Origin of the sequence: Methanobrevibacter sp. YE315 (assembly GCF_001548675.1) — an archaeon.
In the GTDB taxonomy this organism is placed as follows: Archaea; Methanobacteriota; Methanobacteria; order Methanobacteriales; family Methanobacteriaceae; genus Methanocatella.
The window spans coordinates 993,915-1,007,407 of the sequence record NZ_CP010834.1 but is presented as its reverse complement, the minus strand read 5'-3'; the positions used below and the strand labels follow the sequence as shown (position 1 = coordinate 1,007,407).

Here is a 13,493-nt window from a genome sequence, read left to right as displayed (position 1 = left end):
CAATTCATCAACGAATTAAAATAAGTCTGAGCATTCTTGCACCATTATATAGAATCATCATTATTTAATGCGTTCACCATGATAATATGACATTTTCAAAGAGGTATTATCTGGAAGCCAGCTTCCCCCATCAAAATCAGGGTCATAACCACAGTTTTCACAGTAAGGCTCATTGTCCGCAAGTACGGATCTGCAGCTTGGACAAATCTTCATATCACTTTTCCTCCCATCAATTATCTTGTATTAATCCTGTTAATAATTGTGTTACAATAACTTAAATCCTTTTCCATGTAAGATTATAAGGAAATAAAGTTGATTAGAACTTCACCAAGGGTTTCCAGATTTAATGTGACATATAATGTAAATTGGTTAGGTTGGTCCCGTTTATAGTCAAAATCAATAATCATTGTTTTACCATCTTTAAAGCAGTTTATTGTCAGTATGCACAAAGTCTCATTATTTCTATCTGTGATGATGATCTTTCCATCAGGACCTATTTCCTCTGTCCATTTGATATTGTACAAAGATAACACAATGCACTGATTTTTTGAAGTCTTGTAAGTTCCTAGCTTAAAGTCTAATCTGACCTTTACTTTTTTAACTGCTTTTTCATTGCTGTTTTTGAAAGTAGCTGGGTATTTTTTAATATTTTTAGCATTATTGTATGATTTTTCATTTGGAAGAATTTTTGCTTTTTGCTTGTTGACAGTTATCTCAACTGCTTTTGATGCAGGATTATAATTAACATCACCATCAAATCTAATTTCAAGGCTCTTAATACCTGATTCTTTTAGTATTTTTGGAGTTAATTCTATAGAAGCTATGCCTTCCGCGTCAGTGGTTGCATATCCGATATCTTTGCCGTCCAATATAAATTCCACTTTTTTGCCACTGACAGGATTTCCATTTGCATCCTTCAGTTCAATTGAGTATGTTCCTCCATAATCAACTGTGTATGCTTTGTTTGTAGCAGCAATATCAGTATCCTGCTTTAAGACACTGAATTCGACCGGTGCAGTTGAGATATATTCATTACCGTCATATGTAACATTGACAGTATAGTTTCCGGCATCCAATCCCGGAATCTCAATTGTACCGATTCCATCGGAAACATCTGCGCTGTAGGTTTTGCCATTAACTACAACAGAGATTTTACCGTCATTGAATGGAACATTTTTTTCATAAGTTACGTTTGCAATAATCCTTACGTTTTCTCCATATGTAATATTGCTAGCATTTAAAATTAGATTTCCTAAACGTAATTGTCTTAGGTCTTCAGGGGTTACATTATTCAATGTAAGTGTTGCATTATCTTTCAGGCTGATATAATTTGTTCCCAAAGTTGCAGTATTATCTCCAAATTGGGAATTGCTGATTGTCAGGTTTCCGTAATTAATAATAGCTCCACCGTCTTCAGCATCATTATCATTGAAGATACATGAATCAAAATAAACATTTGCAACATCCAAATAGATTGCCCCACCATTTTTTGCATGATTGTTCTCGAAAAATGAATCTTCAAACTGCACGCTGTAGTTAGTTACAAGATAAACGGCTCCGCCATATCTTTGCGCAGTATTGTTAATAAAATCAGCGCTGATGGTGAGATTTTGGATTTTGTAATCCCTTGAGTTAATATATGGGTAAATTGAAATAGCTCCTCCGAAAATAGTGGCAGTATTATTTATAAAAGCCCCTTCTATAGTGGTATTTATCACGTCCATCATAAAATTAAGCGCAGAACCCTTTTGCCCCCTATTATTAATGAAAATGCATGAAAAATAATTGTTAATGGACGTTTCTATGGATAGGATACCTCCATAACGGGCTGAATTATTTATAAATGTGGCATTGAACGTATTATCGATACATATGCTTAACAATACTGCTGCTTCACGATTATTTTCAAAATAACCGCTAACTGTATTGTTGTAAAAAGTACCATATACTTCAAATGCGGCACTAGGAAAATGATATACATAGTTATTGCTGAAATTGGCTGCAAATATTGTATTATTTACGTCCCAGTCAAAAACTATGCCTCCACCTGATCCCTCTACAATATAATTGTTCAGGAAGTTTCCATAAAATTTATTATCAGAAGTATGATTGGTGAAATGGATTGCACCGCCATAATAGCCGTTTCCTTTATTTTCGCAAAAATCAGCTGAAAATGTGTTATAATTAGCAATTCCATTTACAAGAATAGCTCCGCCATTGCTTTTTACTTCATTGCGAATATATGAGCCTGTAAAAGTATTGTTGATGATTTTATCATTGAAATATATTGCACCTCCAAGTCGGGCATTGTTTTCAATGAAGCTGGCATTTATCTTACTGTCCTTTAATCCGTTAGCAAAATAGATTGCACCACCATTTTCATCAGACATTCCATGAGTAAAAGTCAATCCATCTATATTAAATGAACTGGATGAAATACTAAAAATCTGATAGGTGCCCTCACCATCAAATATCACATCGCCCTCACCAAGCTTAATGAGGTTTAATGATTTGTCGATGCTCAAATTTACATTGAGTCCAGAACCGCTATAGGTTCCTGGTGCAATATATATTGTGTTGCCATCTTTTGAGTGAGTTATAGCACTATTCAAGTTGTTAAATGGCGCATCACGTGAACCGTCACCGCCTTCACTGCTGCTTGCATCAACATACCATTCGTTTGAGGATGTCAGTTCACCGCCATCAGGGATAATGGAATCCTTCAAATCTGCTTTATCATCAATGCTCTGTAAAGAGTTATCGCTATCGCTAGCTGAAACACACCCTATAGCCAAAAGCAATGCAACTATGCAGATTATTGAAAAATATCTTTTTTTAATAAAAAGCCCCCATACATATTAAATCTCAAAAAATTTTCCCTTAATAATAACTTTTTATTTTTTTAATTATAAATCTTATTGGAAAATTATCTGGACAATTTTTTTATGGAATACCTTGCACCGATGTAATTTAAGACTGCTGCAGCAGACCTTCCAGCAACAAAACCTAACCAAATACCTGTCAAACCATAATTCAATACAAATGCAAAAAAGATAGTGGCCGGAACAGTGAATATGATTTCATAAATTAATGTCCAGGCAAAACTGATTATTCCTTTACCTAATCCCTGATATAAAAAAGAGGAAGGCATACCGATTCCTAAAAACGGGATGCAGAAAGATGTTATTGCAATAAATTCAACGATGCCTTCAAATAGGTTAGGGTTATTTATAGTTAATAAGAATACATAAGCCAACTGATTTTTAAAAACAATGAATAATGCACATATTACTGCTCCGAGAATAAAAGAATATAATGTACAATAAGTATGAGCCCTTTTTACATCCTTGATATTGCCTGCACCATAATGAGTTCCAATAATTGCAACCAATGCCGAACAGAATGCGGATATGGGTGACAGGCCAAGCAAATAAATCCTATAGGCGGATGAAAATATAGCAATACCCAAATCACCGGAAATCATGCCTATCAAATAGTAAAATATCATTGCGGCAAATGACAACATGAATAAAACAGCTGAAGCGGGAATTCCAGTGCTTAAAATATCCTTTGATATGCTCCAATCCCATTTGGATTTCAATATCCTTTTTACATCAATGTTTATGTAAGTATCCTTTCTGACAAAAATCCAATAGTACATAATCACTGCACTGATTAGAGAAGTAACGATTGTTGAAATTGACGCTCCTGCAGAACCCCAATTGAAGACATAGATGAATATCGGATCAAAGAGGGCATTTAATATTATACCCAAAGTGGTTGCATACATTGCCCTTTTGGTATCCCCTTCTGCACGAAGTATGCCTGAAAATCCACAGGAGAATACAAATCCGAACAGACCTAAAAACAACGGAATTGAATATGCAAATGCCTCTTCTGTTGCCTTAGAGGATGGGGAGTATAGATTTATGAAAGGACCTAAAGCCAACAATAGGCCTATTGTCAATATAATTGAAACGACTAGAAGGATTACTACAGACTGCCCGGCTACCTCATCTGGCTTTTCCCCACCATATTCCCCTCTGAAACGGGTGATTGAACTGGTAATACCGTTGGCCAGACCTGTTGCAACACCATTGATAATCATCCATAATGGAGTGACTAAACCTATGCCCGCAACTGCATTCACACCTAAGCCAACAACCCATATTCCATCAACTACATTATAAAGGGTAGTTACCAATAGTGTAACCATTATGGGGAATGAAAGCTTCAATAATGATGTCTTTGGATCTCCCGTGAGGATTTCCATATTCTTATTTGCCATGTAACACACTTTTTATCAATGAATCAGAATCAATAGTTCTTAGCGTCCAGAAGAACACTTCCATCAACCTGTTTTGCTATCTTTTTAACCTCATTCATTTTTCTGAAGACTTCATCGAACATTTTGCCCTTGAATTCCATATAGTTCATTATAACAACAGAAATTCCCATGAAACTGATTTTTTCGATTTCACCATCCCTGTTCATTGTTTCAATATATCCGTTTTTGATATCATCTTCATCATAAAAATCAAGAATCTGTTTATCGAATTTTGCGATTATGTCTTTACATATTAAATCAGCAGCCTTATAATCTTTTAAAATCATTATAAAGTCATCTCCACCGACATTACCGACAAAATCTTCAATAGAACCATACTCTTTAATTGACTCTTCAATCAAGTTGGCCAAGAAATACATGACTTGGCTTCCTTTGTACAATCCGTAATATTCATCAAACTCTTTGAAGTTATCCAAATCTAAAAATACCAATGCAAACTTGGAATTTTTAGAAATTTCAGACAACAATTTTGAACTTATAATCTTATTTCCAGGAAGGCCTGATATGTCATTAATATTCCTGTTGTATTCAAAGACTTCAATGGCATATTCAAGACGTGGTTTGAAATCGCTCATAACCAATGGTTTTAATGCAACATTCAAAACTGGAGAATCCAATTTTGGAGGTCTTTTGATTACTTCTTCATTATCAGAAACTATCAATATCGGAATTGCCAAGAAAAACAGATTCCTCTGGATAAAATCAACCAATTGGTCCAAATCAACCTTCAAACCTGTTTCATTTATTAAAATAATATAAGTGTCCCTTGTCAAATATTTCTTTAATGAATCGAAATCTGAAGTTAAATGCCTTATTTTTATTTCCAAATCATCACTAAAGGCATCATTTAACGGTTCAAAAACATCTCCTAAATCATCAATGACAACAATATTTTTATAAATCATCATATCACCCCAATTATGTGCTGTGCAATAAAATAGACCCCATTGTTTGTTTAGCCTCTTTTTTGGCAACCATCATATCCCTATAAATTTCATCAGTAGTGGAATAATCCTTAAATTCATTACTAATTGTAACAATTGACAATGTTACAAATGGGAATTTTTCCATAATTCCCTTCCTGTTTAAAACTTCTATATATCCTTTTTCCACATCTTTCTTATCATAGAAATCTTTTATATGGGCATCAAACTCTTCAATTATCTTGTTTCCAATGAATTTAGCATTTTCAAAGTCGGTAAAAATCAATACCATATCATCACCACCGACATGGCCTATGAAATCTTCAGGAACCCCATACTCATCAACCAGCTTGATGCATAATGAAGATAAGAATTCAATGACTTTGCCTGACCTGTATATTCCGAAATAATCGCAGAATGCCTTGAACTTGTCAATGTCAAGATACATTATTACAAAATCATCCTTATTTCTGAGTTTGGTTTCCATAACCTCATTTATAACAAAATTTCCCGGAAGATGGGAAACGTCATTAAGGGATTTGTTGAATTTCATGATTTTTATAAAATTAAGCAACTGATTGTGCAATGATTCAAATGAACTATTCTTATCAAAGAAAGATACATGAGGTATCTTTTCCCTATTAAAAATGGAAGTGTCAAAAGACATTACATCAATAAGAGGCAATGCACGAAGATAATCCCTAATCAAACTTACCAACCTGTTGACCTCTGTATCAAGATAGTCATAATCAACGAAGATTACATAAAAGTCCCTTCTCATATTCATTTTCAAATCGTCAATGTCGGACCTGGAAGAAATCATTTCGATTTCGCTATCTTTCAATATCTCTTCAAATTGATTAACTAACTTATTTTCATCATCATCACTTATAACCAAAATCTTATCTTTGATTTCCATTAAGAAGCACGCTCCCTTATTTTTTTAATTAAATCATTATCGCGACAGTTATCCCTGCAGTTATAGCATGGACTTTCTCAACACCATGGAGTGAGTTCATTTTTAAACAGTTTCTTATGTTCCCTCCTTATAAAGGACTTCCTATAACCCAAATCTATACAATCCCAAGGCAATTCATCACCGATTTCATATTTTGGGAAATATTTTTCCCATTCGGACATCAAGCTATTAAGACTGCTGTTCATCATAGGATCTCCAATTTCATTGCCTCTACAGGATAAAACATAATCCTTGTGAGTCTTCATTAGAATTGAAATCCAATCTGACATTTATTGAATAATTGGATAATCCACTATTTCATCAGAGAAGTCCTTGTTTAGAGATCTTCTGATACCACTCTTTCACAATAACAGTCATCTCTCTCATTTAGCATATGGTATAAAAAACTAAAACCCAATGACAATAAAACATTCTCATAATAGTCAGGATATATCAAACCAATGCGGACGTCAATATCTTCTAACTTTTTTAATATGATATTCCTTCATGAAATATACATAAATAACTATATTTTTCATATATAATAAAACTTTCAATTTTAGGAATGATTTGAAATAAAAAAAAAAAGTTTAAAATTTAAATTAAATATAATAGCTTTAAATTTGCTTAGTTAGAGCTTCGCCATATTAATCCCATTTCTTTAGCAATCCTAGAAAAACTCACACCTAACTTTGCTCTCTTGATAACATATTCATTTCCACCAGCAAGCTCATATGGATTTTTCTTAATCCTTTTTTCTAATTCCTTCCACATGTAAATTAATTGGAAACATCATTGATTTAGATTTGGAGAAATATTGTCTAAATTAAAAAAATAAAATAATAATTGAATAGTTATTCAATTATCATTGTTTCATTATAAGTTTGTGTTTTTCCTTCGCTGTCTGTAAACTCTACAGTAATTTCATGTTTGCCCAAGAATTTTTCAAGAATCTCAAAAATTACTTTAGATAAATTATCGTCTACATCACCGTCAAATACAAGCACGCCATCAATGTATACTTTTAGGTGTCCATTTGTCAGATTAACCTTAAAGAGATCCATCAATGCCTTAAGAATAACTACATTTGAACGGCAGATTACTTTCATGTCATCCGCACGGTATAATGTGTATACGTATTCTGAGTTGTAACTGGACTGTCTTGAATAGGCAGGCATGGTACTGCTTGGAGTTGGCTTAATGTCAGGAACTGACTTGTCATCAGATTCGTTGCCTTTATCCGGTGTATTATTATCATTACTTGAGTTTGATATTACAGTAATGGTGTTTGTGTATGTATCACCATTGAATGTTGTTGTTGTCATGACATAAGTGCCAGGTTCTTCGGTTATTTCGATTTTGGCAATCCCATCATTGTCAGTTCTAGCGGTAGTAGTTTTTTCACCGATGGTGAATTTAACTCTTTCGCCTGCACCGACAGGTCTGCCGTCAGCAGTTACAACCTTTACACTAAAGTAAGATCCACTATTGTAGTAAACTGTAATGTTTTCATTATCAATTATTTTTGTATCATCATCAACAGTGTATGCCTTAAGACAAACTGTACTGTCAAAATCAAGAGCGTCAATCCAATTTTCACCGTCGGCACTTACAAATGATACATTTGCAAGAAGGTGTTGTCTTGTTTGAGTTGCGATAGGAACAGAATTACTTTTAAATTCTACTTTAATCTTGTCATCGAGAATGACTGGAACGTATTTATCTAAAATGATTGTTTTGAATCCTGCATATTCGCTGGTGCCGGTTTGTGTATGAATTAGCTCATCATTAACATAGATTTTAAGTTCATAATCAACCCCGGTTTCATTGAAGTAGGTTCCAACAGCACCCAATAGTTCATAAGTTTGTGAAATGAACTCATTTGAGTAATGTGTGTAGTTTCCATCAAAATATCCCAATCCTGCAAAGTCGGTTTGATAGTTAATCGTATACGGAATGGTATTATTGAATATATATCCTACCGCTCCTGAGAATAAACCGGTCATGTTCTCCAGATATAAAAATGACATATCATAATAAGACAAGTAGATAAAGCCTCCATCTCCAGTTCCAGTTCCCCAACTGTTTTTACAAATCCATGCGCCGTCTCCTGGAGGAGTAATGATAAAGTTATCCTTTGAATAATTATCATCCCATCCAACAACATCAATCAAATGGTTTGCACTGTGTGATTCATTATAATAACATGCTCCATTTTCCGAATTGAAATATGGCTCTGTATCACCGTGTGCACCGTATATGATGGCAAGAGCTCCATAGTTGAGTATTGCTTTTTTAAGTTCGATATCAGTTGTATCTGTTCTTCCCGGAATAACGATCACATCTTGAACATGAATTGTCTCGTCATCATCAAAAATCAATTCAGATATTTTGCCCATTTCATCATAAGGGTCTATTTCGCTGCTTTGAAGTCCTAACCAACTTAATAAATATCCTGGGGCACTGAATACATATCCCCCTTCAATCATGGCTGTACTTCCATATTTTGAATATATCAATTCCATATTCTGCATGTTATTTGGTGAGAATAAATGTTGAACTCCTGTTGCTTTAAGCAATGCTGATTCAAGTGCACCTACTGAACCAACTGCCCAGCAAGCTCCGTTATTTCCTTGATTATAAACATTTCCTGCCCATCCCCAATCACGCAAATCGAATTTGGATGGAATGCCATCCACATCTATTGTATTGTTGACCAGCTCAATAGGCATTGCATATCTTGCAACAAAATATTCATATTCGGTATTGTTTGTAGACAGTTCATCATTAAGAAATGTTGTATTCATATCTTTTAAATCACTGAAAAATCCAACAACGCTTACACCGGAATTATTGAATAATGAATCTTCAAAAATCATATTTGCATCATATGCATAGATTGTGTGTGCAGTGTTTTTTATGGCGGAATATGTAACCTTATTGCCAATTAATTTAGAATTTGAAATGGTCAAATTCCCTTCATCGAAAAATATTGCTCCAGCTTGATAGTCTGCAACGTTATTGGTTAAAGTGGAATTGGAAATATTCAAATTAGTACAGGAAGTATAAATTGCGCCACCGGAACTGGTTGCCTTGTTGTTCATGAAAGTTGAATCAGCAATATTTAAATTACCGTAGAGGTGGAGGATAGCTCCTCCAAAATTACTGCTACAATTTTTGAAAGTTGAGTTAATAATATCCAATGTTAAATTTTCATACAGAGCCCCATAAGCTAGCATTCCTAAAGAATCAAAGAACACTGCGCCGGCATCTTTTGTGGAAGATGTATTTTCAAATATGCAATTTTCTATTAAAAATAAAGGAGTTTGATTAAAATCGGCAATATGTGGAAATTTAAATCCTATCGCTCCTGAAGATAAGTCTGAACTCAGATTAATGAATTTTGAATTTCTAATTACCCACTGAAGTCCTTCACAATAGATTGCTGGTGCATATCTAGCAGATGAATTGGTGAAGGTTGCATTATTTACATACAAATTGCAACCATAAGGAACTAAAATCCTACCATAATCTACTCTTCCTCCTAAAAATGTAGAATCCTCAACTGAAACGCTACTAATTAATGCTCCCACGATATCTGCTTTATGTTTGGTGGTGGAATAGAATGAACAATTTTTTACAGTTAAATTAGAGCCCACTATTTTAATTAAAGTTTGATTTCCATCAGTTCCATTATCTATAAATTTAACATTATTCAAATTAACGGTTGTACCCATTCCATTTATCCAGGACTCATTACAATTTATAAATGTTAAGTCTTTAATTGTAATATTTCCTCCAAATATCATGAATCCGGATATCCGATTTTTTCCGTCAATAAAATGATTATTCCCATTTATGGTAAAATCGAAGCCTCCAATCATTAAATCAAATGGTGTCATATTAGAGTCTGTCTCTTCATTATATGCATAATCATCGCTTATATTAAATTCAGATACATTGTCATAATATGTTGGCAAATCATTCTCCAGATCTTTAAAAGATTTAGGTGAATTTGAAGGCAAATCTGAATCAGCAATGACAATTCCATTCTCATCATCAATTGATTGAGCCGTATCGTTTATATCCTGTGCACTTATAGTTCCCATTGAAAAAATAAATATCAAAATTAGTATTGTGCATATCAAATGTTTTTTCATTTAATCTCCCTCCATCAAACTAAATAATTAATTTCCATCATTCATTTAAATGATTTATAATGCCTATAATTCCTAAAATAAAGGTTGCTAACTAACCTAAAACTGCAATCAAAGGCATGTCAAATAAAATTGGTCCCCTATTAATGGTCATCACTATAGAAAAACTCATTAAAAGTGCTGCAATAATCACAACCAATGAAAACTTGCTTAGGGTCAAGTCTGTCAATTTCAAACCTAAGTTCATCTCCCCATCATTCATTTTATGAATAGTATTTGCCAAAACCGTATTTTCGCATTGCGGAGGTTATTTCACGGATGCGATTTTTCATTTCCTTTTCCATTTAAATCAAATGAAAACTTTTGATTAATTAAAGGTGCTGTAATAATTGCAGATATTGCCAATTATTTACAGTTTTAAGTTTGATGTGGATTGTATTTAAATATTTTGATTTTTTTTAGATTTTTATTCAATATTTAATTAATTAAATAAACAAATAGTTATAAATTTAAAGGAATTATTTAAAATAATTAAAAATTTTTAAAATAATTTTTTAAATTTTAAATTGAGCTAATCCTCGACAAAAATTATCTAAAAAATAAATAAAATCATGTAAATGGTTTTGAAAAATATCACTTTGTAAACAATTTATAATAAAAAAGTTATAAAATTTAGTAAATTTAAAAAATATTCGACAGTTTAATAAATTTTAGCTTCATGCAGCTGTAATCATTTTCTTTATAGGAATTTCATTTAAAAAAAAATAGTATGTTAAAAATATTATACAGAATAATAAAAAAGAATCATAAAAAATTACTAAATTTACATTATTAGTTATACCATTAGTTATTTTAGAGGGAATCCTATGTTCTAGTTAGAGCTTCGCCATGTGTTTCCGCAATTGGCGCATCTGATAAAGTTTGTTGGTGCTTCATCTGCTGAACGGGTCTGCACTGTCCACCAGTAGCCTTTTGTTCCTCCGCATTTGTAGCAGGTTATTGTTGTAGTCGGCAGGGCAACATTATTCCTATCAGTTACAATCACTTTTGCCTCGGGATTGGTTTCGCCTTCCATGTGATACTGCTCCTCCAAATCCTCCTTTTTAAGAGATTTTTCATAACCGCATCTACATTTAATCTTGCCTTTATCAGGCATTAACATCTTACCGCAATTAGGACAGAATTCCATATTATTAAACACCATTAAAAATTCGTAAGTATTAATTTAGTAAAACAAGTAAATAAAATAATCGGTTGAAAAAAAGTTTAAAAAAAAGTTTGTATGTGAAAGGGTCAACCTTCCACCATTATCAGCTTGCCCGTAGCAGGGTCCTTGTATACCTTACCCATTTCAGTATAACCCTGACCTGTACTGTTTGAAGTGTCCGGGGTTTCATTCAACTGCTGACCTTGGTCCACTTCTGTCATCTTCTGCTGCATTTGGTCATGTATGTTCTGTGTAGGGTCAATCATCGCCTGCATGTTCCAGCTTATGATAACAAAAACAAGAAAACCAACAGCAATAACAAGCATTGCATCTACAAGGTTGGATGTACCTGCCATCGGGTCTTCTTCGACTCTTTTTGATCTTCTTCTACCATTTTTTCTTACCATAAAATCACTAACTGTTCATTCTATCCAAGACAGCATCGATTAAAGCATCTAAATCAGATAAATAACGATCATACCATCCGGATCTAATTTTTCCTATAACATAACATAATGCACCGGAACCGATACCAACAATAGTTGTGTTGAAAGCAACGGTTAGGGAACTTGCAAGAGTGTTAATGTCACCTGCACCCAAAGCGGCAAGTCCAGGACCCATAGGAATCAATGTACCCATTAACCCTAAGGTCGGTCCGATACGAGTAATAATATCTGTTTTCTGCAATGTATCCATAGTCTTTTCTTCTTCAAACTCGAAGAGTTTACGAGCCAAGGCTTCTCTTGAAGATTGGCCTAATGCTTCAGAAGATGCGATTTCGTTTAAGACCTTCTTTTGAGATTTCGGAATTTTTGCTGAAGAAATCACATTTTTCAATGCATCAACAGATTCAGCTGCATTAATATCATAAATCAAGTCTCTAATAGTTCCAACAGGGACTTTTTTCCTTGAAGTATATTCTGCAATAGCTCCACCCAAAGTAATAATTGATATAATTACAATTATAAGCAAAATAATCAATACGGGGATTGTTAAACTTTGTGAGATTACATCAAGAGAACCTGTTAAGAATTCTCCACCAGGAATATTTAAAGCCATAATTTTTCACCTAAATTTATTCTAGAATACTTCTACCTCTTTTATTTAAAATCATACCGCCAAAAATTAAAATAGCAAATGCTATAACAACCATAAGTATGTCTTGAGGAGAACCAATAGTAATAGGACTTGTGGTTTTTGTCAAAGCTCCTGCAATGTTTGGAATGACAATTGCTGAAAGCAGGAAATATGCTCCCAATAAAAGCATGAAATTGCCCAAAACAATAGGATAAGGATGATCAATGTACTTAACTATTGTATTTGATGCGAAATAGGTTACAATCATTACAGCAACCAACGCTGCAGCGGCATACCAGCTTAAGTTAAGTGAACTGACGCCTATTGTTGGTGCAACAACCAAAACACTTGCAATAATTGAACCGAAACAGCATGGACAAGGAGCAATAATGGCCAGAGAAGTCGCAGTTGACGTATTCTTATCATGTATTTTCCATTCCCTTATTGTAAACAAACCTGCAACAATCATGATTGAAGCCATAATAATGTAGAATATTGAATTATAACTGTAGATTGCCTGTATCAGCTGGTCAGCGAACAATGAAGCAATTGCAGATATAATAACTACACCTCCACCATATGCAATGCAGATTACCGCAAACAATTTCTTTGGCAAATTAGCCAAGCCTGATGCCAGGCCAATCTTGACACCGAAAACAAGAACAGATGCAAAAATACCAACTTGCCATAAAACACTCATCATATCCATATTAATTTCTCCATAATCAAATAAAACTTAATAAATTACAATTTTATATTACTTTAACAAAGTATATAAATTTTTTAATGCCGATGTGCAATAATGCGAACATCAATAATATAT

General features: G+C 33.6%; 13 protein-coding genes. All 13 read right to left on the bottom strand.

Annotation, left to right across the window (positions count from 1 at the left end; translation table 11 throughout):
- Positions 1-60 precede the first annotated feature (60 nt).
- Complete coding sequence (locus tag TL18_RS10960; protein WP_156064569.1) at positions 61-213, bottom strand: zinc-ribbon domain-containing protein; 153 nt, start codon at positions 211-213, stop codon at positions 61-63.
- 83 nt (positions 214-296) lie between these two features.
- The gene (locus TL18_RS04300) at positions 297-2,795 is read right to left on the bottom strand and encodes an Ig-like domain repeat protein (protein ID WP_156064566.1); all 2,499 of its coding nucleotides are present in this window, start codon (positions 2,793-2,795) and stop codon (positions 297-299) included.
- A gap of 131 nt (positions 2,796-2,926) precedes the next feature.
- A complete protein-coding gene (locus TL18_RS04295) occupies positions 2,927-4,288 on the bottom strand; it encodes an MATE family efflux transporter (protein ID WP_067041826.1) in 1,362 nt (453 codons plus the stop codon).
- Between the two features lie 29 nt (positions 4,289-4,317).
- Entirely contained in the window at positions 4,318-5,253 is a 936-nt protein-coding gene (locus TL18_RS04290) for a diguanylate cyclase domain-containing protein (RefSeq protein WP_067041823.1), read from the bottom strand.
- A gap of 13 nt (positions 5,254-5,266) precedes the next feature.
- Positions 5,267-6,190, bottom strand: a complete 924-nt coding sequence (locus tag TL18_RS04285) for a diguanylate cyclase domain-containing protein (RefSeq protein ID WP_067041820.1) — start codon at positions 6,188-6,190, stop codon at positions 5,267-5,269.
- A gap of 77 nt (positions 6,191-6,267) precedes the next feature.
- Positions 6,268-6,519, bottom strand: coding sequence for a hypothetical protein (locus TL18_RS04280; RefSeq protein WP_067041817.1), 252 nt, complete (start codon positions 6,517-6,519; stop codon positions 6,268-6,270).
- 337 nt (positions 6,520-6,856) lie between these two features.
- Positions 6,857-7,003, bottom strand: coding sequence for a hypothetical protein (locus TL18_RS10955; protein WP_156064563.1), 147 nt, complete (start codon positions 7,001-7,003; stop codon positions 6,857-6,859).
- 80 nt (positions 7,004-7,083) lie between these two features.
- Positions 7,084-10,389 carry a C1 family peptidase gene (locus tag TL18_RS04275; protein WP_067041814.1) on the bottom strand — a complete coding sequence of 1,102 codons (3,306 nt, stop codon included), beginning with the start codon at positions 10,387-10,389 and terminating at the stop codon, positions 7,084-7,086.
- A gap of 91 nt (positions 10,390-10,480) precedes the next feature.
- A complete protein-coding gene (locus TL18_RS10950) occupies positions 10,481-10,669 on the bottom strand; it encodes a hypothetical protein (RefSeq protein ID WP_156064559.1) in 189 nt (62 codons plus the stop codon).
- 588 nt (positions 10,670-11,257) lie between these two features.
- Positions 11,258-11,575 (bottom strand): transcription factor S, encoded by a 318-nt coding sequence (locus tag TL18_RS04270; protein WP_067041811.1) that lies wholly within the window; start codon positions 11,573-11,575, stop codon positions 11,258-11,260.
- A 104-nt stretch (positions 11,576-11,679) separates the two neighbouring features.
- Positions 11,680-12,000, bottom strand: coding sequence for a DUF2149 domain-containing protein (locus TL18_RS04265; RefSeq protein ID WP_067041808.1), 321 nt, complete (start codon positions 11,998-12,000; stop codon positions 11,680-11,682).
- A 7-nt stretch (positions 12,001-12,007) separates the two neighbouring features.
- On the bottom strand, positions 12,008-12,652 hold the full coding sequence (locus TL18_RS04260; protein ID WP_067041805.1) for a MotA/TolQ/ExbB proton channel family protein: 645 nt from the start codon (positions 12,650-12,652) through the stop codon (positions 12,008-12,010).
- Between the two features lie 16 nt (positions 12,653-12,668).
- Complete coding sequence (locus TL18_RS04255) at positions 12,669-13,379, bottom strand: DUF2162 domain-containing protein (protein ID WP_067041801.1); 711 nt, start codon at positions 13,377-13,379, stop codon at positions 12,669-12,671.
- Positions 13,380-13,493: the final 114 nt, after the last annotated feature.

Coding starts and splice junctions, on each gene's coding strand:
- TL18_RS10960 (WP_156064569.1), bottom strand. CDS start 213: ATGAAGATTTGTCCAAGCTGCAGATCCGTACTTGCGGACAATGAGCCT.
- TL18_RS04295 (WP_067041826.1), bottom strand. CDS start 4,288: ATGGCAAATAAGAATATGGAAATCCTCACGGGAGATCCAAAGACATCA.
- TL18_RS04290 (WP_067041823.1), bottom strand. CDS start 5,253: ATGATTTATAAAAATATTGTTGTCATTGATGATTTAGGAGATGTTTTT.
- TL18_RS04285 (WP_067041820.1), bottom strand. CDS start 6,190: ATGGAAATCAAAGATAAGATTTTGGTTATAAGTGATGATGATGAAAAT.
- TL18_RS04280 (WP_067041817.1), bottom strand. CDS start 6,519: ATGTCAGATTGGATTTCAATTCTAATGAAGACTCACAAGGATTATGTT.
- TL18_RS10955 (WP_156064563.1), bottom strand. CDS start 7,003: ATGTGGAAGGAATTAGAAAAAAGGATTAAGAAAAATCCATATGAGCTT.
- TL18_RS04275 (WP_067041814.1), bottom strand. CDS start 10,389: ATGAAAAAACATTTGATATGCACAATACTAATTTTGATATTTATTTTT.
- TL18_RS04270 (WP_067041811.1), bottom strand. CDS start 11,575: ATGGAATTCTGTCCTAATTGCGGTAAGATGTTAATGCCTGATAAAGGC.
- TL18_RS04265 (WP_067041808.1), bottom strand. CDS start 12,000: ATGGTAAGAAAAAATGGTAGAAGAAGATCAAAAAGAGTCGAAGAAGAC.
- TL18_RS04260 (WP_067041805.1), bottom strand. CDS start 12,652: ATGGCTTTAAATATTCCTGGTGGAGAATTCTTAACAGGTTCTCTTGAT.
- TL18_RS04255 (WP_067041801.1), bottom strand. CDS start 13,379: ATGGATATGATGAGTGTTTTATGGCAAGTTGGTATTTTTGCATCTGTT.